Raw genomic sequence first — 25912 nt, forward strand, 5'->3', positions numbered from 1 at the left:
CGGGGGCTACCGCGTAACACTTTTGGGGGCTTGGGGCCCCGCGGGGGAGGGGTGTTGGGTCTTCGGGAAATAGGGGAGTAGGGGAGTATGTTAAGCGACCTGCCGAGGTGACAAACTTTCTTCTTTTCCCTATTCCCCTACTCCCCTACTCCCCTACTCCCCTACTCCCGCGAGCGAAGCGAGCACCTTATGCCTTACGACCAGAAGAAGATCGTCGAAGCCCTGCGCGCCTTCGAACGCGGCGAGATTGTCGTCGTCATGGACGATGACGGGCGCGAGAACGAGGGCGACCTGATCGTCGCCGCCGTCCATTGCACGCCGGAAAAGATGGCGTTCATCGTCCGCAATACCTCTGGTATCGTCTGCACGCCGATGCCGCGCGAGGAGGCCAAGCGCCTCAACCTGTCGCCGATGGTCGCCGACAATGACTCGGCCCACACCACCGCCTTCACCGTCAGCGTCGATTTCAAGCACGGCACCACGACCGGCATTTCGGCCGACGACCGCACATTGACCGTGCGCAACCTTGCCAACGGCAATGTCGGCGCCTCCGATTTCGTCCGCCCCGGCCACATCTTTCCGCTGATTGCGCGCGAAGGCGGTGTGCTGATGCGTTCGGGCCATACCGAAGCCGCGGTCGATTTGTGCAAGCTTGCCGGCCTGCCGCCGGTCGGTGTCATTTCCGAGCTGGTCAATGATGACGGCACCGTGATGCGCGGCCCGCAGGTGCAGGCCTTCGCCGAAAAGAACGGTTTGAAGCAGATTTCGGTCGCCGACCTCATCGCCTATCGGCAGCGCAAGGAAACACTGGTCGAGCGTGTCGCCTGTTCGGAGATCGACACGCCCGGCGGCAAGGCGCAGGTCTTCACCTACACGCTGCCCTGGGACTCGATGCACCATGTGGCGATCGTCTTCGGCGACATCCGCGACGGCGAGGAGGTGCCCGTGCGACTGCATTCCGAGGATGTTGTGACTGACGTCTTCGGCACCGGCCACAGGCTGGACGGCATCATGAAATCGATGGGCGAGCGCCGGCGCGGCGTCATCGTCTATCTGCGCGAAGGTTCCGTCGGCGTCGCCCATCAGGAACGCAACCGGCCGGCCGCCGGCGACCGCGAGGACCATGAAGAGGCGCGCCGCCGCGAAAGCGAATGGCGCGAGATCGGCCTCGGCGCGCAAATCTTGAAGGACCTGGGCATTTCCTCGATCAACCTGATTGCCTCGCGCGAACGCCACTATGTCGGCCTCGAAGGTTTTGGCATCCATATCGCCAAGACCGAGATTCTTTAAAACCGGTCTGGCGGCGCTGGCATACGTCCGGCCCCGCCGGGACCGGACGTAGAGGCGGACATTTATTCGGCAGGAACCGCGGCTGCGTCGCGCGCGGAGATGTCACTATCCGCCGTGGCAAGGCTGCGCATTCCGAGCAGCACGGTGACCAGCGCGACAGTGCCCGCCGCCACCGACACCAGGAAGCCGCTCTGTGCACCGAAGGCGTCCACCACCCATCCGGCGGCAAAGGAGCCGAGCGCCATGCCGATGCCAATGCCGGTCATGACCCAGGTCACGCCCTCGGTCAGCATCGCCTCCGGCACGCGCCGCTCGATCAGGCCGAATGCCGTGATGAAGGTCGGCGAGATCGCCACACCGCTAACGAAGACAGCCAGCGCCAGAAGCGGCACCGTGTCTGCGACAAGCAGCGGCAGCGTGGTGAGCGCGATGATGGCGATCGCGATGGCAAGCTGAATTTGCAGCGGTGTTTTCAGGTTCAGAGCGCCGAGGACGATGCCGACGACGAACGATCCGAGGGCATAGACGCCGATGACGAGGCTGGCGGCGCCCGGCTGGCCGAGCTCCTTGGTGATCGCCACGGTGCTCACCTCGGTGGTTGCGAAGGTCGCGCCGATGAAGATCAGGGCCAAGGTGATGATTTGGACGGGCCGCAGGCGGATTGCCGATCCGCGCGAACCCTGGTCGACCGGTCGCACGCGCGGCTCGGTCGAGCGCTGCAGGATGAGAGCTGTCGAGCCGAAGGCGAGGAACAATGTGCTCGCCAGCATTCCCGCTTCCGGGAAAAGCGCGACGCTCAGGCCAACCGACAGCGAAGCCCCGGCGATGTAGACCAGCTCGTCCGCCGCCGACTCGAAGGCGAACGCCGTGTTCATCTCGGGGCGATCCCGGAAGAGCTCTGTCCAGCGCGCGCGCACCATCGCTGGGATGCTGGGCATTGCGGCGGCCAGCAGCGCTGACACGAACAGTGTCCATATCGGCAAGTCCTGATTGGCCGCCGTAATCAGCACTACGAAGGCGAGCACGGAAATAACGGTGGTGGGCGCCACAATCCGCGCCTGGCCGAGGCGGTCCACCAGCCGCGATATCTGCGGCGCGACAAAAGCATTGGCCAGCGCATATGTCGCGGAGACGGCGCCGGCCAGCCAGTACTCGCCATGCGTCTGCGACAGCATGGCGACGATTCCGATCGGAGCCATGGCCATCGGCATCCGGGCGACGAAGCCGGCTGCAGCGAAGCCCTTGGCTCCCCTTGCCTTGAATATTTCGCGATAAGGATTGGGCATGGGAACACTCCTGGATTTTTGAGGCCGAGCCACTTATATACGCGGCGTATGCAAATCAGATAATGACATACGACGCGTATGTCAAATAATATACGAGACGTATGTGAAGGAATGAGCGAATGGGGCACAAACCACGCAGGGAGATGATCGCCGAAACCCGCGCCAAACTGGTCGCGGCGGCGCGCCATGCCTTTGGCACTGTCGGCTATGCCGAGGCCTCGATGGACGACTTCACCGCATCGGCCGGGCTGACGCGCGGCGCGCTTTATCATCACTTCGGCGACAAGAAGGGCCTTCTCCAGGCGGTCATCGCCGAGATCGACGCGGAGATGTTGGCCCGGTTGAAGATCGTCTCAGTCAGGGCGGACACTCTCTGGCAGGGCTTTGTCGACGAATGCACCGCCTATATCGAGATGGCGCTGGAGCCGGAGATCCAGCGTATTGTCCTTCGCGACGGACCGGCGGTGCTCGGCGATCCTTCGCAATGGCCGAGCCAGAACGAATGCATCCGCTCGATGAGCGAGAACCTTCAAAAGCTGAGGGACGAGGGAACCATCGTTGCCGTTGATCCCGAAGCCGCAGCAAGGCTGGTCAGCGGCGCCTCGCTACATGCCGCGCAGTGGATCGCAAACTCGGAAAATCCAGAAGCGACGTCGAAAAAGGCGGTGAAGGCGTTCAACGTGCTTTTGGAGGGACTGCTCAGGCAAGGCCGCAGCACTGGCGGTCCACAAGCACCGGTTGAGGTGGACAAATCGCCGGCCTGAGCCTGTATCAAGACCGCCAAAGGCAAGGCGCGACCTCGAATGGGACGGGCGAAGCGCGCCTCAAGATTCGGGCAGCTCGCGCCGGACCCAACCAGCACCCAACGCCTAAACCCTGTTGAACGTCTGCCTTTGGCGGTTGCAAAACATGGTCAAAGCCGCCGGGCGCGCCTATATCGGGGGCATGGTCACAAGGCTTTATACCCACCCGATCTTTCTCGAGCATATAACGCCGCCCGGTCATCCGGAGCGGCCGGACCGCCTGCGCGCCATCGAGCGCGTGCTCGACGACGAGGTCTTTGCGGCCCTCGATCGTGTCGAGGCGCCGGAAGGCGACGAGGCCACCATCCTCTACGCACACCCGCAGGAATTCGTCGAACGGGTCCGCGCCATGATACCGGACATCGGTATCGCTCGTGTTGACGCCGACACCACCGCCAGTCCGAAAAGCTGGCAGGCGGCCGTGACGGCGATCGGCGCTGCCAACGCCGCCGTCGACGATGTCTTTCGGGGCGACGTGGCCAATGTCTTTGTCGCCGCCCGGCCGCCCGGCCACCACGCCGAAAAGACCACGTCCATGGGCTTCTGCCTGTTCAACACCGCGGCGATCGCGGCGCGCTACGCGCAACGGCAGCACCAGGCCGAGCGTGTTGCCATCGTCGACTGGGACGTCCACCACGGCAATGGCACGCAGGATATTTTCTGGGACGATCCGTCGGTGCTCTATTGCTCGACGCACCAGATGCCGCTTTACCCGGGGACCGGGGCGGTGAGCGAAACCGGCGCCGGCAACATCGTCAACGCGCCGCTGGCGCCACAGACCGGCAGCGAGGTTTTCCGCGACGCTTTCCTGTCGCGGATCTTGCCGGCGCTCGACAATTTCGCGCCCGACCTCATCATCATTTCGGCTGGCTTCGACGCGCACCACCGCGATCCGCTGGCCGAGATCAACCTGACCGAGGACGATTTCGACTGGGCAACCGGCCAGTTGATGCAGCGCGCCGGTCGCCACAGCGGCAACCGGCTCGTCAGCCTGCTCGAGGGCGGCTACGATCTGCAGGGATTGGCATTTTCGGTCGCCGCCCATGTCGGGCGACTGATGAAAGGATAGACGATGGCTGGTGAGAGCAACGAAGACGTCAAGGCGATGAGCTTCGAGCAGGCGCTCGACGCGCTGGAGAAAATCGTCGATGATCTGGAGCGCGGCGACGTGCCGCTCGACCAATCGATCCGCATCTATGAGCGCGGCGAGGCGCTAAAACTCCATTGCGACCGGCTGCTCAAGGCGGCCGAGGACAAGGTCGAGAAGATCAGGCTTTCGCGCGACGGCAAGCCGGTGGGGACCGAGCCGCTGGATGCGGAGTAAGGCACGGTCCCGGACGATAATTTCGCCGTGCGGCTTTTCGACATGATCATGATTGAGGATAATACTCATCCCGCTTGAAACGGCTCCAGGACGAGAGGAGATTGCGAACGATGTGCAGAAACATCAAGACCCTGTTCAATTTCGATCCGCCGGCAACCGATGACGAGGTCCGCGATGCCGCACTTCAGTTTGTCCGCAAGCTGAGCGGAACGACACGGCCGTCGAAACAGAACCAGCATGCGTTCGATCACGCCGTCGAGGCCATAGCCGCGTCTGCGCGCGAATTGCTGGACAGCCTCGAGACGACACAGCATCCGCGCAATCGCGACGAGGTGGCGGCCAAGGCGAAAGCCAGGTCTGCACTCCGCTTCGCCTGAGGAAGACCGCATGAGCTTCTTCCCCGGAAACGACCCTCTGCCCGGTGACGCCTTCGCCAGCGACCAGATCGAGCTGATGGTTATTCCGAACGCCAAGGACATTGGCGGCTTTCAGGTTCGCCGTGCCTTGCCGACCGCCAGGCGTCGGCTGGTCGGTCCGTTCATCTTCTTCGATCGCATGGGACCGGCGATTTTGCGGGCCGGCCAGGCGCTCGATGTCCGCCCGCATCCCCATATCGGCCTGTCGACGGTCACTTACCTGTTCGACGGCAAGATCAGGCATCGCGATTCGCTCGGCACCGAAATGGTCATCCAGCCCGGCGACGTAAATTTGATGACCGCCGGTCGCGGCATCGTCCATTCCGAGCGTACGCCGCAGGAGCTGCGCGGTGCGCCGATGTCGGTTTCCGGCCTGCAGACATGGCTGGCGCTGCCGGACGATAAAGAGGAGGTCGACCCGATCTTCGAGAATACCGCGGCCATGCGTCTGCCCGAGATCGACGCTGAAGGCGTCAGCGGACGCGTTGTCATTGGCGCGTTTTCCGGGTTGCGGTCACCGGTCGTGACCGCTTCGGACACGCTCTATGCAGACCTCAGCCTGGCGCCCGGCGCCAGCGTGAAAATCCCAGCCGATGCCGAGGAGCGCGCCATCTATACGTTGGAAGGCGAGGTTTCGATCTCCGGTGACCGCTTCCCGGCAGAGCGGCTGCTGGTGTTCCGGCCCGGCGACGAGATCGTCGTGTCGTCGGAGGGTGGAGCGCATTTCATGCTGTTCGGCGGCGCCTCGCTCGGCTCCAAGCGCTACATCTGGTGGAATTTCGTGTCATCGTCGAAGGAACGCATCGAACAGGCGAAAGAAGAATGGAAGACAGGCCGTTTCGATATCGTTCCGGGGGATGAAGAAGAGTTCATTCCGCTGCCGAACGATTAATGCATGTCGCGCAAAAGTGTGCAGCGGTTTTGCGATAACGACATGCATAAAACAACAACCTAAAGCGCGTCGCGTGAGGTCGGTCGAACGCGACGCGCTTTAGAGCGCCGCGCGTCCTTTTTGACGCGTAAACGAAACCCTAACAGTTTGAAGCTATGCCGCGTCACTCGCACGCATTTACATTCGCCGGCCAGCAGCCTATTTCGCAGATGAATAAAAAGCAGGCCCCAGCACCAGTGAACGCAAAGCTCCATACGCCACTTCTCGACAAGGTCCGCATCCCGGCCGACCTCAGGACGCTTGACGAACGTCATCTGCCGCAATTGGCATCGGAGCTTCGCACCGAGTTGATCGATGCCGTGTCGCATACCGGCGGACATCTCGGTGCCGGGCTTGGCGTGGTCGAACTGACGGTGGCACTGCACTATGTCTTCAACACGCCAGACGACCGGCTGATCTGGGATGTCGGTCACCAGGCCTATCCGCACAAGATCCTGACCGGCCGCCGCGACCGTATCCGCACGCTGCGGCAAGAGGGCGGCCTGTCCGGTTTTACCCAGCGCGCCGAGAGCGAATACGATCCGTTCGGCGCCGCCCACTCCTCGACCTCGATTTCCGCCGGCCTCGGCATGGCAATGGCACGCGATCTCTCCGGGGGCCGCAACAATGTCATTGCCGTTATCGGCGACGGCGCCATGTCGGCCGGCATGGCCTATGAGGCGATGAACAATGCCGGCGCGCTCGATGCCCGGCTGATCGTCATCCTCAACGACAACGACATGTCGATCGCTCCGCCGACCGGGGCGATGAGCGCCTATCTGGCCCGCCTGGCGTCGGGCAAGGCCTATCTGGGCTTGCGCGATTTCGGAAAGAAGCTGACCTCCTATCTCGGCGAGCGCGCCGATCGCGCCATCAAGCGGGCGGTCGAGCATGCGCGCGGTTACGTCACCGGCGGCACGCTGTTCGAGGAAATGGGTTTTTATCACATCGGCCCGATCGACGGTCACAATCTCGAGCACCTGATCCCGGTGCTGAAGAACGTCCGCGACAATGCCGACGGTCCGGTGCTGATCCACGTCGTGACCCAGAAGGGCAAGGGCTATGGACCGGCCGAGGCGGCCGCCGACAAATATCATGGCGTCAACAAATTCGACGTCATCACCGGCGCGCAGGCCAAGGCGCCGGCCAACGCGCCGAGCTACACGAAAGTCTTTGCCGACAGCCTGATCCAGGAAGGCCGCGAAGATGATCGCATCGTCGCCATCACCGCCGCCATGCCGAACGGCACCGGCCTCGACCTCTTCGGCGAGGCGTTCCCGGCGAGGACTTTTGATGTCGGTATCGCCGAGCAACATGCGGTGACTTTTGCCGCCGGCCTTGCCACCGAAGGCTTCAAGCCTTTCGCGGCGATCTATTCGACCTTCCTGCAGCGTGCCTACGACCAGGTCGTCCACGACGTGGCGATCCAGAAACTGCCGGTGCGCTTCCCGATCGATCGCGCCGGCTTCGTCGGGGCCGACGGGGCGACCCATTGCGGCGCCTTCGACACGACTTTTTTGGCGACGCTGCCCGGTTTCGTCGTCATGGCCGCGGCAGATGAGGCGGAACTGCGACACATGGTGCGCACGGCGGCAAGCTACGATGACGGCCCCATCGCCTTCCGCTACCCGCGCGGCAACGGCGTCGGCGTCGACCTGCCGGAGCGTGGCTCGGTTCTCGAAATCGGCAAGGGCCGTATCGTCAGGGAGGGCACCAAGGTTGCGCTGCTTTCCTTCGGCACGCGGCTGCAGGATTGCCTGGCTGCGGCCGAGGAACTCGGCGCGGCAGGGCTTTCCACTACGGTCGCCGATGCTCGTTTCGCCAAGCCGCTTGACGAGGACCTGATCCGGCGCCTGGCCCGTTCGCACGAAGTGTTGGTGACAGTGGAAGAGGGCGCGATCGGCGGCTTCGCCAGCCACGTGCTGCAATTCCTGGCCCATGAAGGGCTGCTGGAAAACGGCCTGAAGGTACGCCCGCTTGTGTTGCCCGACAGCTTCGTCGATCACGCCAAGCCCGAAAAGATGTATGCCGACGCCGGGCTAGATGCCGCCGGCATCGTGCGCACCGTCTTTGTGGCGCTGGGACGCACCGCCAGCGCGCAAAGCGCCTGAATCAAAATCTCAAAGGCTTGCATCAGTTTGACGACCGGCGGTCGTAACTGACTGTTTGCGTTGTCATTTGGCATTCGCCTACGCAAGCGTTTGTGCGAGTTCAGGATCCGCCAGCGTGCCTTCGAGGAACGGCATTCATGATGGCCTCCGCCAGTCCTTCGAGGACGGAAGTATCGCCTTTCGATGCGGCAAATAGCCTGAACTGCGCTTCTGGCAACTCTGGCAGACCGTAGCTTTCGGGTACCCTGACCAGGCCGTTTCTCAGCTGACTGACGATCATCGGCGCTACAGCGAAGCCTGACATGGCAGCCGCCCTCAGGCTGGCGTTGCTGGTGCATATCATCACCGTGCGCTGGCTGATCCCGGCCTTGGCAAGCCGTTCAAGAGCAACTTCCCTGTAGGGGCAGGGTACCGGCAACACGGCCAATGGCAGCGGGTCCGGAAGATCCACGCCGGTATGATCCGCCCATGCCCAGACAAGAGGCTCGCGCCACAGGAGGCGCCCCATCTCCTCACCCTCACACTGGGATCCGAGCACCAGTTCGATGTTGCCCTCCTTCATCTTCGAGAGCAGCGCACCCGGAATCCCGACTTGCACCTCGACCTGCAATCCGGGGCGATCAGCGCCGAATGCCTGCAAGGCGCGAAGGATGGGGACCTGTGCGAAGTCTTCCGAGAGGCCGACGCGAACTCTGCCGTGAAAGGGTGCCTGCGCCAGATCGGCCAAAGCATCCCGGTTAAGGGCGAGCATCGCCCTTGCATAGGCGAGCAGGCGCTCGCCATCTTGTGTTATCTCAAACGAGCGCGTCGTCCTTTTGAGTAACGGCTTTCCGACCTGCTCTTCGAGACGACGCAGGTGCCCACTGACGGCCGACTGCGTAAGGTTCAGTCGCGCCGCTGCCCGACTGAAGCCGCTTTCGTCGAACACGGCGACGAACGTCCTGAGCAGGACTAATTCCAGCATATATTCTGATCCATGATGAATACTGTCGATAATCTCAATTTTTATATCGAATTAAAATATGACGCAATACGGTTCGTCACAATGAGCAAGGATGATCCATGACCAAGGTGCTGCATATCGTTTCCTCGCCCCGTAAAGAGCGTTCCGCCTCGCGTGAGGTCGCCGAGGCCTTTGTTCAAAGCTGTCGTGCTCGGCGACCCGACCTGGCGATTTCAACGCTCGATCTATGGGATGTCGACCTCCCCGAATTCGGTGAGGACGCGATGTTGGCCAAATATGCCGGGCTCAGCGGCACGCCGCTTACCCCTTCTCAACAGCAGGCATGGGCCACATTGCAAGAATTGGCGCAACAACTGCACTGGGCGGATATTGTCCTGCTGTCGACGCCCCTGTGGAATTTCAGCATTCCCTACAAACTCAAGCACTTCATCGACCTGGTATCGCAGAAGGACATCCTTTTCTCGTTCGACCCTGAACACGGGTTCGCAGGACTGCTCCGGGATAAGACCGCCGTGGTCGTCCATGCGCGAGGTCTCGACTATGCGGCGCAATCCATCACGCCGGCGCAGCGCTTCGACTTTCAAAAACCCTATGTAGAAGCGTGGTTGCGCTTCATCGGTATCGAAGATGTCCGCAGTCTAATCATCCAGAAAACCCTCTTTGGACCCGATATTGACCATGCGGCTCGCCAAGATGCACGGGCGGCCGCGTTACAGCTGGCGGAAGACCTGCTGTCGCAGACAACAGAGGCGATTGCATGATTACGAAGCGCTTGCTGCGGACAAGAAGGGCGGCTCTGGAGACTCGCCGGGAAGGTCGCCTTATGGTGCGACGGAGCACCCTCGGTTCGAGCCCGAGGGCATGTTTTCGCGCGACATGCACTAGAACCACATATCGCGCACGCAGCGACCATCGCCAGGCAGGTCCTCGAACGTGTGGAGACCATCGAAATGGTCGATTGGCAAGTCGGCGACGGTGTCAGGCGGCGCAAGCCTCACATTGACGGCGATCCGAGTGCGACCGGCGGCACTGGCGCGCAAACCACGCCAGGCCAGCACACAGGCGCATGTCGGACAGAACAGGATCTCGAGCGACGGGGCATCCTTTCCGGAGCGCGTATAAGCACTTGTCGGTCCCGCAAGACGGATGCGTTCGTCGACATAATCGTAAGCCCACAGCGCGCCATAGCGGCGGCAAAGCGTGCAGTTGCAGGCTGTGATCGAGCCGGGATCGCCTTCCAAAATCCAGTGGGCCGCGCCACAATGGCAGGTTCCGGTCAGCATTCGTCCTCCTCACGTTCTGGCAGCAACACGAGCATTGTTCCCAACATTGTGCCGGACCCAGTGCGATATTCAACAGTTTGTGGCGCGGCCTGATGCGCTCGCCGCTTTGGCGAGATGTTCGTTGTCTTCCCCAATATCCTTGCCTTCGTGACAGGCTTTCGCCATGAAGGCCGATGAACTCCCGTTTGCCAGCCAGCACACGCCAGCGGCTCGACGAAGTCCTCGTCGCGCGCGGCCTGTTTCCCAGCCGCTCTCGCGCCCGCGACGCGATCGAGCGCGGCACCGTGATGGTTGACGGCGTCATCGCCCGCAAGCCCGGCCAGACCGTCCGGGCTGATTGCCTCATAGAAGTCGATGATCCGGCGCAGGGCTATGTGTCCCGTGCTGCGCTGAAGCTGATCGCCGGGCTCGACTATTTCGACCTCGATCCAGCCGGCAGCGAAGCGCTCGACGTCGGCGCCTCGACCGGAGGCTTCACTCAAGTGCTGCTCGGACGTGGCGCGGCGCATGTCACGGCGATCGATGTTGGGCATGGCCAGATACATCCGGATATCGCCGGCGATCCGCGTGTGACTGTTATCGAGGGATTGAACGCCCGTGATCTTTCGACCGCCGATCTTGCCGATCGAATTCCGGATTTTATCGTCTCCGACGTCAGCTTCATCTCGTTGAAACTGGCGCTGCCGCCGGCGCTCGCCATTGCCAGGAGCGGCGCCAAAGCAATATTTCTGGTCAAGCCGCAATTCGAGGCGGGCCGCGAGGCGATCGGCAAGGGCGGCTTGCTGAAAGACCCATACGATGCCGCGCGGGTTGCCGGCCTGCTGCAGGATTGGCTGGACGGCGTCCCCGGCTGGCGCTCGCTCGGACTGCATCTGTCGCCGATCGAAGGCGGCGACGGCAACCGCGAGTTCCTGCTCGCCGGGATCAAGGACGCCGGTATCGAGAACAGGGGGATCGGAGGCCGATGACCGCGCGCTTCACGATCACACGGCTGGGCTCCCAGGGCGACGGCGTCGCCGAGACCGGAACCGGCGAGCTTTTCATTCCGTTCACGCTGCCCGGTGAAACCGTCACCGCCGCGCGCGAAAGGGACCGTGCCACGCTGATGTCGGTGCTGGAGGCTTCGGCGCTTCGCATCGACCCTGCCTGTCGGCATTTCACCGAATGCGGCGGCTGCGCCATCCAGCATCTCGAGGCCGAAGCCTATCATCGGTGGAAGCATGACAAGGTTGCGCATGCGCTCAACAGCAGGGGCATCAGTTGCGACATTGACGCGCTGGTGCCGTGCGCGCCGCAGACGCGCCGGCGCGTCGTGTTCACCGCCCGGCGCAGCGAGGCCGGCATGCTGCTCGGCTTCGTTCGGGCGTTGTCGTCCGAGATCATTTCCATCGAGGAATGCCCGATCTCGCTGCCGGAGATCGTTTCAATGCTCGACCGTCTGAGAGCACTCGCCGAACTGGTTTGCGCAACGACGAAATCGTTCCGCATGACGGTCACGGTAACCGGTTCCGGCCTCGATGTCGCGGTTCACGAGTCCGGCAAGCTCGGCGAGAACCAGCGCCGCGTCGCCTCCAATTTCGTCATCGCCCAGGGATTGGCCAGGCTTTCGATCGATGGCGAGATCGTCATCGAGCCCAAAAAGCCAGTTGTCACGTTCGGCAGCGTCGCCGTCGCGGTGCCGCCGGGCGCCTTCCTGCAGGCGACCGAGGCCGCCGAGCAGGCGATGGCCGACATCGTCGGCCGGCACCTCGCGCGTGCCAAAAAAATCGCCGATCTCTTCGCCGGCTGCGGCAGCTTCGCGCTGCGTCTCGCCGCCAAGTCGGAAGTCCATGCGGTGGAGGGTGACGCGGCAGCGCTTTCGGCGCTCGACCGGGCATTCCGTTTCGCCAGCGGTCTGAAGCGGGTGACCAGTGAACGCCGCGACCTGTTTCGGCGGCCGCTCACATTCAAGGAGTTGAATGCCTTCGATGGCGTCGTCTTCGATCCGCCTCGCGCCGGCGCCGAAGACCAGTCGAGGCAGATTGCCCGTTCCGACGTGCCGCTTGTCGCCGCGGTTTCCTGCAATCCGGTTACGCTGGCGCGCGACTTGCGCATCCTCGTCGACGGCGGCTACGCCCTGAAAAGCGTGACGCCGATCGACCAGTTCCTGTGGTCGCCGCATGTTGAGGCCGTCGCGCTTCTGGAGAAGCCGAAGCGAAGGCGGTAGCGAGTCCGCACTTGTTGAGCTTGAATTTCGCGTAAAATGAGCATACTTTGAACGTGTTCTGTTCAAAATGTGCGGGGAAACTGTTATGAATACCGCAGCTCTCGATATCAGAGCATCGCGCTTTGGCGACGAGCGGACGCCATTTCTTTCGGCAAGACGGGTGGCTGAACTGCTGGGCGTCAATCTGACCGAACTGGCGGGCCTGATCGGCGTCGCGCGCAACACGCTTGCCGCCAAGACCGGCGCGCGCAAGGTCGACGCCGCATTGAGTCCGATTGTCCGTATCCTTGCGATGGCAGGCGAGATGGCCGGCGATGAACAGCGTGCGGCGATCTGGTTCAAGCATCAGCCGATCCCCGGCTGGGCGGGAAAGACCGCCTACGATCTCGTTCGAGAGGGCAAGACGGACAAGGTGCTTGCCTATCTGGAGGCAGTCCGCTCCGGCATCTATGCCTGAAAACAGACTGAGCCTATGGCGCGCCTTCGTGCCGCGTTGGGCGCATCTGCCGCCTTCCGGCGAAGGAGCAGCCCGCTTTGGCGGTCGCTGGAATCCAGTGGGCGCCACGACGATCTATGCCGCGGGCGAGTTGTCCACTGCTTGGGCGGAGTACAATCAGGGCTTTGTCCAGCATCCGGCGCTGATTGCTAAGCTCGAACTTTCAGGCGCGCGGCTGGCCGACCTGACGGACGCTGATGTGCTGATCAAGCTCGGCGTCACGGCAGACATTCACCGATGTGAATGGCGCGACATCATGGATCAAGGCCTGGTGCCTGAGACGCACACGCTGAGAGATCGCCTGATTGCCGATGGGCAGCATGGCGTGATCTACCCCGCCTTCATGTCCCCCGGCGGCACATGCGTCGCGCTGTGGCGATGGAACGAGAGCAACACACCCCGTCTGAAGGTCATCGATCCCGACGATCGCTTGCCGAAAACGGCGGCTTCATGGCTTTAATGCATGTCGCGCAAAAGCATGCCCTTGGGCCTGGACCCGAGGGTGTGAAGCGGTTTTGCGATAACGACATGCATAAAACAACACCCTAAAGCGCGTCGCATGGGGCCGGTCAAACGCGACGCGCTTTAGGGCAGTTCGAACCGGCCGCGCCGCCGCGCTTCGGCCAGCACACCCGCGTCCATTTCTTCCAACGTCTTCGGCCTGTCTCTACGGGGCAGGGATCCAAACACGTCTTCTGGCCGTGTCTCGGCGAAGTCTGGTGCAGGCTTCAGTAGCACGCCCTGCGGAGTATCTTCGACCAGAAGACGTGTGCCGGCGTCCCATTCCCTCCGCTTGCGGATCGCGCTGGGCAGGGTGACCTGCCCCTTGGTCGAGACAGTGGTTACGAGTCTTTCCGGGTTGGCCATCGCGGCGCATCCTCTGAATGTAAGACAAAAACCGCAGCTTCTATCAAACCCGCGTTCCGCCAACCGTCATCTGGTTCATCCTGAGGTGCGGCTGGCCAACGCCGACCGGCACGCCCTGGCCGGCCTTGCCGCACATGCCGATGCCGGTGTCGAGCTTCATGTCGTTGCCGATCATCGCAACCCGATGCATGGCATCCGGCCCATTGCCGATCAGCATGGCGCCCTTGATCGGCTGCGTCACCTTGCCGTTCTCGATCATGTAGGCCTCGGTGCAGCCGAACACGAATTTTCCCGAGGTGATGTCGACTTGGCCGCCGCCGAAGGAGACGGCATAGATGCCGTTCTTGACCGAGGCGATGATTTCGTCCGGCTCCATGTCTCCTGAAGTCATATAGGTGTTGGTCATGCGCGGCATCGGCTGGTGCGCGTAGCCTTCGCGCCGTCCGTTGCCGGTGGCGTTCATGCCCATCAGCCGGGCGTTCTGGCGATCCTGCATATAGCCGACAAGCTTGCCGTCGTCGATCAGCACATTGCGGGCCGACGGCGTGCCTTCATCGTCGACGGTCAGCGAGCCGCGCCGCTCGGCCATGGTGCCGTCGTCGACGACGGTGACACCTTTTGCTGCCACCTGCTGGCCCATCAGCCCGGCGAAGGCCGATGTCTTCTTGCGGTTGAAGTCGCCTTCCAGCCCGTGGCCGACGGCCTCGTGCAGCATGACGCCCGGCCAGCCGCTGGACAGCACGATGTCAAAGGTGCCGGCGGGGGCCGGAATGGCCTCGAGGTTGACCAGCGCTTGCCGCAGCGCCTCCTTGGCGGCGTGTTTCCAGCTGTCCTCGACCAGGAATTCGCCAAACCCTTTGCGTCCGCCCATGCCGAAGGAGCCGCTCTCCTGGCGGTCGCCGTTGCCGACCACCACCGACACGTTGATCCTGACCAGCGGGCGGATGTCGCGCACCATCTGGCCGTCGGCACGCACGATCTCGACATGCTGCCAGGAGGCGGCGAGCGACGCCGTCACCTGCCGCACGCGCGGATCCTCGGCTCGCAGCCACGCATCGATTTCCTGAAGGAGCTTGGCCTTGGCCTCGAAGGAGGGCGAGGGGATCGGGTTGTCGTCGCCATAGAGATGGCGGTTGGTGCGGGCGGGAGCCGCAGCAAGCGTGCCGGAATAGCCGCTCTTGACGGTTGACACAGCGTCGGCCGCGCGCAGCAGCGATGCTTCCGAAAGATCGCTGGAATGCGCGTAGCCGCTCGCTTCGCCGGCGACCGCGCGCAGGCCAAAGCCTTGGTCTGTGTTGAAATTGGCGGTCTTCAGCCGGCCATTGTCGAACATCAGCGCTTCGCTCTCGCTGTATTCGAGGAACAACTCGCCGTCGTCGGCGCCGTTGATGGTCTCGGCGACGATCTGCTTGATGCGATCGTCGGAAATGTCGAATTGGCCGATCAGGCTGTTCATGGCGCGGTCCGTCCGTGGAAAGAGATTGTCCTCACGATGTAGGCGCGAAGGTGCGTCCAGACAATCGGCAATGACCATTGTCTGTGCATGACCCCGAAAATCGGAATCGATTTGCGGAAAGGATCATGCGCAAAATCGAAGCGCTACAGCGTCCTTTGCGCGTCCTTGAATGCGCGGCGCTGTAGCCAAAGGCGGTCCCAATCTCATTTTCGTCAGCAGGGTTTTGGGCCTCTCGCCCCGTCTCAAGGCAGCGCGGCGAAACCGTCGGCGAAACCCTTGAGCTCGACCGGAATGCCGATGCCTTCCTCCGGCGTCTGGAAGACGATGAAGGTGGCCGACGTTCCGGTTTTCAGCGTGTCGAGCAGCGGCTTTTCGAGAATGACCTCGGCATAGCAGCCGTCCTGGAAGCAGCGCACGAAATAGGCCCGGCCGATGTCCTTGCCGTCGACATTGAGGCCGAGCCCGTTGGGCAGCAGCACGCCGAGCGGCGCCAGCACGCGCAGGATTTCGGCCTTGTTGTCGGCGGTGCGCAGCACGACGACGGAAAGCCCCATCTCGGGACGGTCTTCGGCGACGACGTTCTGCATCATCACGCATTGTTCCGATGTGGCGCCAGCCGGCGTGTCGCAGATGATCGACCATGCGCCATGCGTCGTCCGCACCTTGCCGCTTGGCTGCGCGGCATTGGCCTGGCTGACGCCAAACGCGCCAACATAGGACAAGCCGATCCCAGCAAGGCCAACGCTAGACACGGCAGCGAGAAGGATGACTTTCGACAAGCTTCTCGAAAGCCCAAGTTTCGAAAGCCCAAGTTTCGAATGCCCAAGCCTCGAAAGCCCAAGTCCCCAAAGCCAAGAGTTCATGACGGCTCCATTGCGAATCACGGCACTTTAAGCCGCGCCAAGGGCAAGTAAAGGATGAGACCACTGCCGGCCTGCCTCGACCAAGGCAATTGTGCGCTTTTCCGTGCCAAATTCGCCCGAATTGCGACGGCCCGGCGCATTTTGCCGGGACACTCCGCCGCTCGGGCATTCGCGGGTCCGACACCGCCGCGGCCGCCGCCACAAGGCGCAGCCGCGCTTGCGCGCAAAAATGCCGCACGGTTTCCCCCGCTCCTTTCTTGCAGAGGCAAATAGAGTATGGTTTGAACCAGCCTCGGGACTATCCGGGATTCCCGTCCCGGCGTTGTTCGATATTCTTGCGGTCCGATCGCGAGGAACTGGGAGATAATGACGGCAATGAGAAAATTCCTAGCAGGCGCCAAACTCCTGGCAAGCGCTGCCGCCACACTGTTCACCGGTGCATCCGCCCATGCGGCCCAGCCTGCGCCGTGGGAGATGACCTTCCAGCCCGCAGCCACCGACATGATGCGGCAGATCGCCCGGTTCGAGGGCTATACGCTGTTGTTCATCGTGCCGATCACCCTCTTCGTGCTCTTTCTCATCGCCTATTGCATCCTGAAGTTTCGCGCGAGCGTCAACCCGACCCCGTCGCGCACCAGCCACAACACGTTGATCGAGGTGATCTGGACGGTTGGGCCGGTCGTCGTCCTGCTCCTGCTCGCCATCCCCTCGTTCCAGCTCCTGACCGCGCAATATACACCGCCGGAGGAAGCCAAGCTGACCGTCAAGGCGACGGGAAACCAGTGGAACTGGGACTACGAATACCAGACCGAAAACACGCTTTCCTTCAACTCGGCGATCCTGGCGGATACTGACCGCGCCGCGGCCGGCAAGGAGGACCGCGGCGCTTATCCGCGCCTGCTCGCCGTCGACAACGAGATGGTGGTGCCGGTCAACACCATGACCCGGGTACTGGTGACGGCGGCAGACGTGATCCACGCCTTTGCCATGCCGTCCTTCGGCATCAAGACCGACGCGGTTCCGGGTCGCATCAACGAGGTCTGGTTCAAGGCGGAAAAGGAAGGCCTCTATTACGGCCAGTGCTCGGAGCTCTGCGGCAAGGACCACGCCTTCATGCCGATCGCGATCCGCGTCGTCTCCGACGCCCAGTACAAGACCTGGCTGGCAGCAGCCGGCACCGACCTTCCCGGCGCCAACAAGGCGCTGATGGCCGAGGTCGACGGCAAAGACAAGGTAGCGGCCGCCGGCAACTGATGCCGCGACCAGAAAAGATCAGGGAACGGAGCCGAACATGGCAGACGCTGCAGCTCACGACCACGACCACAAGCCGTATCATGGCTGGGTGCGGTGGGTGTATTCGACCAACCACAAGGATATCGGCACACTCTACCTGATCTTCGCGATCATGGCGGGCTGCGTCGGCGCTGCCCTTTCGGTCGTCATGCGTATGGAACTGCAGGAGCCTGGGATCCAGATTTTCACCGGCCTGGCGCAGATGGTCTACGGCTTGAACGCCGACGCTGCGCTCGACGGCGGCAAGAACATGTACAATGCCTTCACCACCGCCCATGCGCTGATCATGATCTTCTTCATGGTCATGCCGGCGTTGATCGGCGGCTTCGCCAACTGGATGGTGCCGATCATGATCGGCGCGCCGGACATGGCATTCCCGCGCATGAATAACGTCTCGTTCTGGTTGCTGCCACCGGCTTTCATCCTGCTGATCATCTCGGCCTTCGTGCCGAGCGCGCCTGGCGCCTACGGCGTCGGCGGCGGCTGGACGATCTATCCGCCGCTATCGACCTCGGGCCAGCCCGGACCGGCGATGGATCTTGCGATCCTGTCGCTGCACATCGCCGGCGCCTCATCGATCCTCGGCGCCATCAATTTCATCACCACCATCTTCAACATGCGCGCGCCTGGCATGACGCTGCACAAGATGCCGCTGTTCGCCTGGTCGGTGCTGATCACCGCTTTCCTGCTGCTGCTGTCGCTTCCGGTTCTGGCCGGCGGCATCACCATGCTTTTGACCGATCGCAATTTTGGCACCACCTTCTTCGCGCCCGACGGCGGCGGCGACCCGATCCTGTTCCAGCACCTGTTCTGGTTTTTCGGGCACCCGGAAGTCTACATCCTGATCCTGCCGGGCTTCGGCATCGTCAGCCACATCGTCTCGACCTTCTCCAGGAAGCCTATCTTCGGCTATCTCGGCATGGCCTATGCCATGGTGGCGATCGGGGCGGTCGGCTTCATCGTCTGGGCGCACCACATGTACACGACCGGCCTGTCGCTCGACACGCAGCGCTATTTCGTCTTCGCCACGATGGTTATCGCGGTGCCGACGGGCGTGAAGATATTCTCGTGGATCGCCACCATGTGGGGCGGGTCGATTTCGCTCAAGACCCCGATGCTGTGGGCGATTGGCTTCATCTTCCTGTTCACCGTCGGCGGCGTTACCGGCGTCCAGCTTGCCAATGCCGGTCTCGACCGCCCGCTGCACGACACCTATTACGTGGTCGCGCATTTCCATTATGTGCTGTCGCTGGGCGCGGTCTTTGCCATCTTCGCCGGCTGGTACTACTGGTTCCCGAAGATGACCGGCTACATGTATTCGCCTGTCATCGCCAATACCCACTTCTGGGTTACCTTCGTCGGCGTCAACCTCGTCTTCTTCCCGCAGCATTTCCTCGGACTTTCAGGCATGCCGCGCCGCTACATCGACTATCCGGATGCGTTTGCCGGCTGGAACATGGTGTCGTCCTACGGCTCGTATATTTCGGCCGTCGGCGTGGTCATCTTCCTCTATGGCGTGTTCGAGGCCTTCCAGAAGAAGCGGGTGGCCGGCGCCAATCCATGGGGCGAGGGTGCGACGACGCTTGAATGGCAGCTGCCTTCGCCGCCGCCCTTCCACCAGTGGGAACAGCTGCCGAAGATCAAATAGGCTTCTGCCTGGGCGAATACTGAATCGCCGGTTCGCCCGGCGGTTTGGCCAACGGAATGATGGACTTTAAGTACGCATGGCCCTTGTCGACGACACCTTGACTGACGAACCGGGCTTTCGCATGTCGGAAGCGACGGCGGGCGATTTCTTCGCACTGTTGAAGCCGCGTGTCATGTCGCTGGTGGTGTTCACCGCCTTTGTCGGCCTGGTCGCGGCACCTGTGGCCATCAATCCGCTTCTGGCGGTGATCGCGATCCTCGCTATTGCCATTGGTGCTGGCGCGTCCGGCGCGCTCAACATGTGGTATGACGCCGATATCGATGCGGTGATGACCAGGACCGCCAGCCGTCCGGTGCCGGCCGGCCGCATCCGGCCAGGCGAGGCGCTGAGTTTCGGCCTGGTGCTGTCGGTGCTGTCGGTGATGACGCTCGGCGTGCTGGTCAATTGGTTGTCGGCGACGCTCCTGGCCTTCACCATCTTCTTCTATGCCGTCGTCTACACGATGTGGCTGAAGCGCTGGACCCCGCAGAACATCGTCATCGGCGGTGCTGCCGGCGCCATTCCGCCGGTGATCGGCTGGGCCGCGGTGACCGGAACCGTCAGCCTGGAAAGCGTCGTCCTGTTCCTGATCATCTTCCTGTGGACGCCGCCGCATTTCTGGGCGCTCGCCCTCTTCAAGTCCGAGGACTATGCCAGGGCCGGCATCCCGATGATGCCGAATGTCGCCGGCCAGGCTTCGACCCGACGCCAGATCTTCGCCTATGCGCTGATCCTTGCGCCGGTTGGCGTGCTGCCATGGGCGCTCGGCTTCACCACACCCGTCTATGGCGTCCTTGCGGTGCTGCTTGGCGCCGGCTTCGTCTGGTATGCGTGGCAGGTGCTACGGATGGCGGATGACGACCATGTGATGAAGCCAGCCAAGGCATTGTTCGGCTATTCGCTGCTCTACCTCTTCGCCATCTTCGCCATCTACCTTGCCGACTGCGTTGTCGGGCGCGCGCTGGCCACGGGCGGAGCATGACCATGGCCGACAAGAAGCTTGAACTCGTCACGCTGACGGAGCGCCAGCAGAAGGCCCGGCGCAACCGCTCGGTAGCCATCGGCTTGGCGCTGGCGGTGCTTGTCGTCATCTTCTACATCGCGACCGTCGTGAAATTCGGTCACAACCTCACCGGAACCATGTGAGGCTCAAGATGAACCGCCAAACAGTGACCAATCCTCAAAAGAAGAACACCAACCGCGTTGTCGCCGGCGTCTGCATCGCCTTTTTCGGCGGCATGATCGGGATGGCCTATGCCGCGGTGCCGCTCTACGCGATGTTCTGCCAGGCGACCGGTTACGGCGGCACTGTGAAACGCGCAACGCAGCAATATGCCGACCGGGTGCTCGACCGCGATATCACCATCCGTTTCGACGCCAACACGGCCGGCGTGCCCTGGCAGTTCGAGCCGGTCGCCCGCTCCGTCACCATCAAGATAGGCGAGACGGCGCAGGCGCATTATAGCGCCACGAACAAATTCGTCCGCGCCACCACGGCCCGCGCGACCTTTAATGTGCAGCCGGAATTTGCGGGATCCTACTTCAACAAGGTCGAGTGTTTCTGCTTTACCGATACGACGCTGAAGCCTGGCGAGACGCTGGACATGCCGGTCGTGTTCTATGTAGATCCCGACATCGTCAACGCGCCGGAATTGAAGGACCTGAAGACGATTACCCTGTCCTACACGATGTTCCCGGTCGAGAAGAACGAGAAGAAGAAGCCGGTCGTGTCGTCAGTGCCGGCCGAAGGCACAAGCAACAAAGTTTCACATACCGAACGAAGCCTCGGGGGTTGATATGGCAGACGCGCACGCAAAACCACAACATGACTACCATCTCGTCGACCCGAGCCCGTGGCCATTCCTCGGATCGGTCGGCGCGTTGGTCACCGCGATCGGCGGCGTCTGTTACATGCAGTATCTCAAGGGCGGCGATTTCCCGATCTTCGGCTTCAACATCGCCAATCCGTGGCTGTTCTTCATCGGCCTCTTGATCGTCATCTACACCATGTACGCCTGGTGGTCGGATACCATCAGGGAAGCGCATGAAGGCCACCACACGCGTGTTGTGTCGCTGCATCTGCGCTACGGCATGATCATGTTCATCGCTTCCGAGGTGATGTTCTTCGTCGCCTGGTTCTGGGCTTTCTTCGACGCCAGCCTGTTTCCCGGCGAGGCACAGCAATATGCCCGCGCCACCTTCACCGGCGGTGTCTGGCCGCCGAAGGGCGTTGAGGTCCTCGACCCCTTCCACCTGCCGCTCTACAACACCGTCATCCTGCTTCTGTCGGGCACTACGGTGACCTGGGCGCACCACGCGCTGCTTCATGGCGACCGCAAGGGGCTGATCAACGGCCTGGTGCTGACCGTCGGTCTCGGCATCCTGTTCACCATGGTGCAGGCTTACGAATACATGCACGCGCCGTTCGGCTTCAGGGATTCGATCTACGGCGCCACTTTCTTCATGGCGACCGGCTTCCACGGCTTCCACGTCATCATCGGCACCATCTTCCTGCTGGTCTGCCTGGTCCGCGCGATGAAGGGCGACTTCACGCCCAAGCACCATTTCGGCTTCGAGGCCGCCGCCTGGTACTGGCACTTCGTCGACGTGGTCTGGCTGTTCCTGTTCGCGTCGATCTATGTCTGGGCCTCGAGCGGCGCGGTCATCGAAGGCCACTGAAATCTTCCTGAGGAAATCGATGAGGCGGCTGCGGCGACGTGGCCGCCTTACCTTTTGGGGTGAAGGGCATTAAAGCGCGTCGCGGCTGAATGGATTCATGCGACGCGCTTTAAGTTCTTGTTTTTATGCATGTCGTTATCGCAAAACCGCTGCGCACTTTTGCGCGACATGCATTAAGGTATCGGAATGAGCGACGACAAGGCGATCTGGCCAGCAATCGATCCGATTTCGGCTGGCCTGCGCGGCCGCTGCCCGCGCTGCGGCGAGGGCCGGCTGTTTTCCGGCTTCCTCACCGTCGGCGAACGCTGCGCCAATTGCGGCCTCGACTATTCCTACGCCGATGCCGGCGACGGTCCGGCGGTGTTCGTCATCCTGATCATCGGCTTCATCGTCGTCGGTCTGGCGCTGTGGATGGAGGTGACGCTCAGCCCGCCACTCTGGCTGCACTTCCTGCTGTGGATACCGCTGACGCTGGTGCTTTGCCTGGGCGCGCTCAGGCTGATCAAGGGTGTGCTCCTGACGCTGCAATACCGCAACAAGGCGGCAGAGGGCAGGCTGGACCTCGGCGAATGAGCACGACATCCGCTTCGATTGCGGGCCGTTCGCGGCCGAAGACGGCATTGCTGCTTGGGCTTGGCCTCGTGCTGTTCTTCATCCTGCTGGCGCTCGGCACCTGGCAGGTCCAGCGCCTGTACTGGAAAGAGGGTCTTCTCCAGACCATCGACCAGCGCACGCACTCAGCGCCCGTGCCGTTGGCCGAGGTCGAAAAGCGGTTTGCCGCCAGCGGCGATGTGGATTACACGCCGGTGACGGCATCAGGCACCTTCCTGCATCAAGGCGAGCGACATTTCTTCGCGACCTGGGAAGGCCAGTCCGGTTTCGATGTCTTCACGCCCTTGCATCTGGAGGACGGCCGCTTCGTCCTGATCAATCGCGGCTTCGTGCCGTACGATCTCAAGGACGCAGCCAAGCGTCCGCAAAGCCAGGGTGCGGGCCAAGTGACGGTGACGGGGCTCGCCCGCAATCCGCTGCCGGCAAAGCCCTCGATGATGCTTCCCGACAATGATCCGCAGAAAAACATCTTCTACTGGAAGGATCGCGACGCCATGGCGGCCAGCGCCGGTCTGCCGGCCGGTGCGGGGCTGGTGCCATTCTTTATCGACGCGGACGCCACGCCGAACCCGGGCGGGCTGCCGGTCGGCGGCGTGACAATCATCGAGCTGCCGAACAGCCATCTGCAATATGCCGTAACCTGGTACGGCCTTGCCGCTGCCCTTGCCGGCGTCCTCATCTTCAGGCTTCGCCGCCCGGCGAAAGAAGAATGATCAGCACTGGTGCCCTTGACAGGGCAGGGGTGCGCACCTCATTTCGCGCCTTGAGTTCAAGACTTGAGTTCACGCTACGACCAACCGGCCGGGAATCATGCTTCACACGACCACAAAGCCACCGCTGACGATAAGGCTCTGCCAGCCGCGCGGCTTCTGCGCCGGCGTCGACCGCGCCATCCAGATCGTCGTGCTGGCGCTGAAGAAATATGGCGCGCCGGTCTATGTTCGCCACGAGATCGTCCATAATCGCTACGTCGTCGAGGGGCTGCAAAGCCTCGGTGCGGTGTTCATCGAGGAGCTCTCCGAGATACCGGCTGAGCATCGTCAGAGCCCGGTCGTCTTTTCGGCGCATGGCGTGCCGAAGTCGGTGCCGGCGGACGCCCAGGCGCGCAACCTCTTCTATCTCGACGCCACCTGCCCGCTGGTGTCGAAGGTCCACAAGCAGGCAATGCGCCATCAGCGGCTCGGCCGTCATGTGCTTCTGATCGGCCATGCCGGCCACCCGGAAGTGATCGGCACGATGGGGCAGTTGCCGGACGGCGCCGTCACCTTGATCGAGACCGAAGCCGACGCCGCGAATTTGGTGCCCGCCGACCCGCAGGCGCTCGGGTTCGTCACCCAGACGACGTTGTCGGTCGAGGACACCGCCGGCATCATTCGGGTGCTTAAGGATCGTTTTCCCGATTTGCATGCGGCGGCAGCGGAATCGATCTGCTACGCCACCACCAATCGCCAGGAAGCGGTCAAGGAGACCGCCGCGGGTGCCGATCTCTTCCTGATCGTCGGCGCTCCCAACTCCTCAAATTCGCGGCGTCTCGTCGAAGTGGCCGAACGCGCCGGCGCCTCGATGTCGCTTCTGGTGCAGCGCGCCTCCGAAATTCCATGGACCGAGATCGCCGGCATCTCGACGCTCGGTCTTTCGGCAGGTGCCTCGGCACCGGAAATCATCGTCGACGAGATCATCGATGCGTTCCGGCAGCGCTTCGACGTAACCATCGAGCTGGCGGTGACGGCGACGGAAACCGAGGATTTTCCGGTGATGCGGGTGCTGCGCGACGTCGAGCTGACGGCCGCCGACATGGCTTTCGTAAACGGGGCCGCGTAAGGTTCATGGCGGTCTACACCGACGTCAACGAAGGCGAGCTCGGCGCGTTCCTCAAGGCCTATCCAGTCGGCGATCTCCTGTCCTACAAGGGCATAGCCGAAGGCACCGAGAACTCGAACTTCCTGCTGCACACGACCAGCGGCTCCTACATCCTGACACTCTACGAAAAGCGCGTCGACAAGGCCGACCTGCCGTTCTTCCTCGGCCTCATGAGCCATCTCGCCAGGAAGGGCATTTCCTGCCCGCTTCCGGTGACCGCGCATGATGGCGACGTCATCGGAACGCTTGCCGGCCGGCCGGCGGTCATCATCACCTTCCTCGAAGGCGTTTCGCTGCGGCGGCCGACATCAGCGCACTGCGGCGAGGTCGGCAAGGCGCTGGCGGCGCTGCATCTGGCCGGCGCCGACTTTCCGATGACCCGTCCGAATGCCCTTGCCATCGATGGCTGGCGCAAGCTGTGGAGCGCCTCTCGCCCTCGCGCCGACGAGGTCGAGCCGGGACTGGCGGCCGAGGTCGATGCCGACTTCGCCGATTTCGAGAGGAACTGGCCGAACGGCCTGCCGGAAGGCATCATCCATGCCGATCTTTTCCCCGACAATGTCTTCTTCCTCGGCGAGAAACTGTCGGGGCTGATCGACTTCTATTTCGCCTGCAACGATCTCTACGCCTATGATGTCGCTACCTGCCTCAATGCCTGGTGCTTCGAGAAGGATTTTTCCTTCAACCTGACCAAGGGCACGGCGCTGCTTGCCGGCTACCAAAGCGTGCGGCCCTTGAGCGGCGAAGAGAAAGCTGCGCTGCCGATGCTGGCGCGCGGCTCGGCACTGCGCTTCATGCTGACCCGACTTTACGACTGGCTGATCATTGCCAATGGCGGGCTGGTCGTGAAACGCGATCCGACCGAATATATCAGGCGTATGCGTTTTCACCGGGCGATCAAATCTCCTTCCGAATACGGACTGACATGACCAAGCGCGTTGAAATCTTCACCGATGGTGCCTGTTCGGGCAATCCGGGGCCTGGCGGCTGGGGGGCTGTCCTGCGCTTCAAGGGCGTCACGAAGGAACTGTCGGGCGGCGAGGCTGCTACCACCAACAACCGCATGGAACTTTTGGCCGCCATCTCGGCGCTCAATGCGCTGAAAGAACCCTGTGCGGTCGATCTTTATACCGACAGCAACTATGTCAAGGACGGCATTTTCAGCTGGATCGACGGCTGGAAGCGCAACGGCTGGAAGACCGCTGCCAGGCAACCGGTGAAGAATGCCGAACTGTGGCAGGCGCTCGACGAGGCCCGCAACCGTCATCAGGTGATCTGGCATTGGGTCAAGGGCCATGCCGGCCATCCGGAGAACGAGCGTGCCGACGAATTGGCGCGGCTCGGCATGGCGCCGTTCAAGAACAAGACGGCCAGGCCCGCGCCCGTTTCGGCTGGGGAAAACACCCAAGCCAAACAGCCGGCAGCCAGGAAACTGCGCCGCTCGACCCAAAGCTACTGACCAGTCTGGGCTAGTGACCAGTCTGG

Annotated in this window: 29 protein-coding genes; 23 read left to right on the top strand and 6 right to left on the bottom strand. The window is 62.5% G+C overall.

Annotation, left to right across the window (positions count from 1 at the left end):
* Positions 1–189 precede the first annotated feature (189 nt).
* Positions 190–1290 (top strand): 3,4-dihydroxy-2-butanone-4-phosphate synthase, encoded by a 1101-nt coding sequence (ribB, locus tag AC0L2V_RS06435; RefSeq protein ID WP_128245615.1) that lies wholly within the window; start codon positions 190–192, stop codon positions 1288–1290.
* Between the two features lie 62 nt (positions 1291–1352).
* Here the strand turns inward: ribB and AC0L2V_RS06440 are convergent, their stop codons facing one another.
* Positions 1353–2576, bottom strand: coding sequence for an MFS transporter (locus AC0L2V_RS06440; protein WP_473519701.1), 1224 nt, complete (start codon positions 2574–2576; stop codon positions 1353–1355).
* Positions 2577–2695: 119 nt separating this feature from the next.
* Between AC0L2V_RS06440 and AC0L2V_RS06445 the strand changes: the two genes are divergently transcribed.
* The 6 genes from AC0L2V_RS06445 to dxs all read left to right on the top strand — a co-directional run bounded on the left by AC0L2V_RS06445 (position 2696) and on the right by dxs (position 8161).
* The gene (locus tag AC0L2V_RS06445) at positions 2696–3340 is read left to right on the top strand and encodes a TetR/AcrR family transcriptional regulator (RefSeq protein WP_473519702.1); all 645 of its coding nucleotides are present in this window, start codon (positions 2696–2698) and stop codon (positions 3338–3340) included.
* Between the two features lie 181 nt (positions 3341–3521).
* Entirely contained in the window at positions 3522–4448 is a 927-nt protein-coding gene (locus AC0L2V_RS06450) for a histone deacetylase family protein (protein WP_473519884.1), read from the top strand.
* Positions 4449–4451: 3 nt separating this feature from the next.
* Positions 4452–4703, top strand: a complete 252-nt coding sequence (locus AC0L2V_RS06455; RefSeq protein ID WP_023799340.1) for an exodeoxyribonuclease VII small subunit — start codon at positions 4452–4454, stop codon at positions 4701–4703.
* Between the two features lie 110 nt (positions 4704–4813).
* The gene (locus AC0L2V_RS06460) at positions 4814–5080 is read left to right on the top strand and encodes a DUF2277 domain-containing protein (protein WP_023799339.1); all 267 of its coding nucleotides are present in this window, start codon (positions 4814–4816) and stop codon (positions 5078–5080) included.
* 10 nt (positions 5081–5090) lie between these two features.
* Positions 5091–6011, top strand: a complete 921-nt coding sequence (locus AC0L2V_RS06465; RefSeq protein ID WP_473519703.1) for a pirin family protein — start codon at positions 5091–5093, stop codon at positions 6009–6011.
* Between the two features lie 209 nt (positions 6012–6220).
* On the top strand, positions 6221–8161 hold the full coding sequence (dxs, locus tag AC0L2V_RS06470) for a 1-deoxy-D-xylulose-5-phosphate synthase (RefSeq protein ID WP_473519704.1): 1941 nt from the start codon (positions 6221–6223) through the stop codon (positions 8159–8161).
* Positions 8162–8261: 100 nt separating this feature from the next.
* Here the strand turns inward: dxs and AC0L2V_RS06475 are convergent, their stop codons facing one another.
* Entirely contained in the window at positions 8262–9125 is an 864-nt protein-coding gene (locus AC0L2V_RS06475; RefSeq protein WP_473508709.1) for a LysR family transcriptional regulator, read from the bottom strand.
* Positions 9126–9223: 98 nt separating this feature from the next.
* Here AC0L2V_RS06475 and AC0L2V_RS06480 point away from each other — a divergent pair, with 98 nt between their 5' ends.
* Positions 9224–9886 (top strand): FMN-dependent NADH-azoreductase, encoded by a 663-nt coding sequence (locus AC0L2V_RS06480; RefSeq protein WP_473508708.1) that lies wholly within the window; start codon positions 9224–9226, stop codon positions 9884–9886.
* Between the two features lie 120 nt (positions 9887–10006).
* Here AC0L2V_RS06480 and AC0L2V_RS06485 read toward each other — a convergent pair whose 3' ends face one another.
* The gene (locus AC0L2V_RS06485; RefSeq protein WP_287178261.1) at positions 10007–10408 is read right to left on the bottom strand and encodes a GFA family protein; all 402 of its coding nucleotides are present in this window, start codon (positions 10406–10408) and stop codon (positions 10007–10009) included.
* Positions 10409–10581: 173 nt separating this feature from the next.
* Between AC0L2V_RS06485 and AC0L2V_RS06490 the strand changes: the two genes are divergently transcribed.
* The 4 genes from AC0L2V_RS06490 (at position 10582) to AC0L2V_RS06505 (ending at position 13570) form a co-directional block, all read left to right on the top strand.
* Entirely contained in the window at positions 10582–11376 is a 795-nt protein-coding gene (locus AC0L2V_RS06490) for a TlyA family RNA methyltransferase (protein ID WP_473519705.1), read from the top strand.
* A complete protein-coding gene (locus tag AC0L2V_RS06495; RefSeq protein WP_473519706.1) occupies positions 11373–12614 on the top strand; it encodes a class I SAM-dependent RNA methyltransferase in 1242 nt (413 codons plus the stop codon). Before AC0L2V_RS06490 ends, AC0L2V_RS06495 begins: the two co-directional genes overlap by 4 nt.
* A gap of 85 nt (positions 12615–12699) precedes the next feature.
* Entirely contained in the window at positions 12700–13071 is a 372-nt protein-coding gene (locus tag AC0L2V_RS06500; RefSeq protein WP_027152353.1) for an antitoxin Xre/MbcA/ParS toxin-binding domain-containing protein, read from the top strand.
* Positions 13037–13570 carry an RES family NAD+ phosphorylase gene (locus AC0L2V_RS06505; RefSeq protein ID WP_473519885.1) on the top strand — a complete coding sequence of 178 codons (534 nt, stop codon included), beginning with the start codon at positions 13037–13039 and terminating at the stop codon, positions 13568–13570. The genes AC0L2V_RS06500 and AC0L2V_RS06505 overlap by 35 nt, the downstream gene beginning before the upstream one ends.
* Positions 13571–13695: 125 nt before the next feature.
* Here AC0L2V_RS06505 and AC0L2V_RS06510 read toward each other — a convergent pair whose 3' ends face one another.
* The 3 genes from AC0L2V_RS06510 to AC0L2V_RS06520 form a co-directional block, all read right to left on the bottom strand.
* Positions 13696–13977 (bottom strand): AbrB/MazE/SpoVT family DNA-binding domain-containing protein, encoded by a 282-nt coding sequence (locus AC0L2V_RS06510; protein WP_473519707.1) that lies wholly within the window; start codon positions 13975–13977, stop codon positions 13696–13698.
* Between the two features lie 43 nt (positions 13978–14020).
* Positions 14021–15433, bottom strand: a complete 1413-nt coding sequence (tldD, locus tag AC0L2V_RS06515) for a metalloprotease TldD (RefSeq protein WP_473519708.1) — start codon at positions 15431–15433, stop codon at positions 14021–14023.
* A 242-nt stretch (positions 15434–15675) separates the two neighbouring features.
* Positions 15676–16317: an invasion associated locus B family protein gene (locus AC0L2V_RS06520; RefSeq protein ID WP_473519709.1), complete on the bottom strand. Its 642-nt coding sequence runs from the start codon at positions 16315–16317 to the stop codon at positions 15676–15678.
* A gap of 354 nt (positions 16318–16671) precedes the next feature.
* On the opposite strand from AC0L2V_RS06520, the gene coxB reads away from it, so the two are divergent.
* From coxB to rnhA, 11 genes are all read left to right on the top strand, one after another.
* Positions 16672–17550 carry a cytochrome c oxidase subunit II gene (coxB, locus tag AC0L2V_RS06525; protein WP_473519710.1) on the top strand — a complete coding sequence of 293 codons (879 nt, stop codon included), beginning with the start codon at positions 16672–16674 and terminating at the stop codon, positions 17548–17550.
* A 37-nt stretch (positions 17551–17587) separates the two neighbouring features.
* A complete protein-coding gene (gene ctaD / locus AC0L2V_RS06530) occupies positions 17588–19237 on the top strand; it encodes a cytochrome c oxidase subunit I (protein WP_419696255.1) in 1650 nt (549 codons plus the stop codon).
* Between the two features lie 76 nt (positions 19238–19313).
* On the top strand, positions 19314–20258 hold the full coding sequence (locus tag AC0L2V_RS06535) for a heme o synthase (protein WP_023799324.1): 945 nt from the start codon (positions 19314–19316) through the stop codon (positions 20256–20258).
* Between the two features lie 2 nt (positions 20259–20260).
* Entirely contained in the window at positions 20261–20422 is a 162-nt protein-coding gene (locus tag AC0L2V_RS06540) for a hypothetical protein (RefSeq protein WP_077381685.1), read from the top strand.
* An 8-nt stretch (positions 20423–20430) separates the two neighbouring features.
* Entirely contained in the window at positions 20431–21072 is a 642-nt protein-coding gene (locus AC0L2V_RS06545) for a cytochrome c oxidase assembly protein (RefSeq protein ID WP_091596178.1), read from the top strand.
* A 1-nt stretch (position 21073) separates the two neighbouring features.
* Positions 21074–21955, top strand: a complete 882-nt coding sequence (locus tag AC0L2V_RS06550) for a cytochrome c oxidase subunit 3 (protein WP_027152361.1) — start codon at positions 21074–21076, stop codon at positions 21953–21955.
* A gap of 186 nt (positions 21956–22141) precedes the next feature.
* Positions 22142–22528, top strand: a complete 387-nt coding sequence (locus AC0L2V_RS06555) for a DUF983 domain-containing protein (RefSeq protein ID WP_287236991.1) — start codon at positions 22142–22144, stop codon at positions 22526–22528.
* Positions 22525–23280, top strand: a complete 756-nt coding sequence (locus tag AC0L2V_RS06560) for an SURF1 family protein (protein WP_473519711.1) — start codon at positions 22525–22527, stop codon at positions 23278–23280. Before AC0L2V_RS06555 ends, AC0L2V_RS06560 begins: the two co-directional genes overlap by 4 nt.
* 97 nt (positions 23281–23377) lie before the next feature.
* Entirely contained in the window at positions 23378–24388 is a 1011-nt protein-coding gene (gene ispH, locus AC0L2V_RS06565) for a 4-hydroxy-3-methylbut-2-enyl diphosphate reductase (RefSeq protein WP_027152363.1), read from the top strand.
* A gap of 5 nt (positions 24389–24393) precedes the next feature.
* Positions 24394–25356, top strand: a complete 963-nt coding sequence (locus AC0L2V_RS06570; protein ID WP_023799317.1) for a homoserine kinase — start codon at positions 24394–24396, stop codon at positions 25354–25356.
* Positions 25353–25886: a ribonuclease HI gene (rnhA, locus tag AC0L2V_RS06575; protein ID WP_023799316.1), complete on the top strand. Its 534-nt coding sequence runs from the start codon at positions 25353–25355 to the stop codon at positions 25884–25886. Before AC0L2V_RS06570 ends, rnhA begins: the two co-directional genes overlap by 4 nt.
* Positions 25887–25912: the final 26 nt, after the last annotated feature.

This window comes from Mesorhizobium sp. WSM4814 (assembly GCF_055811595.1).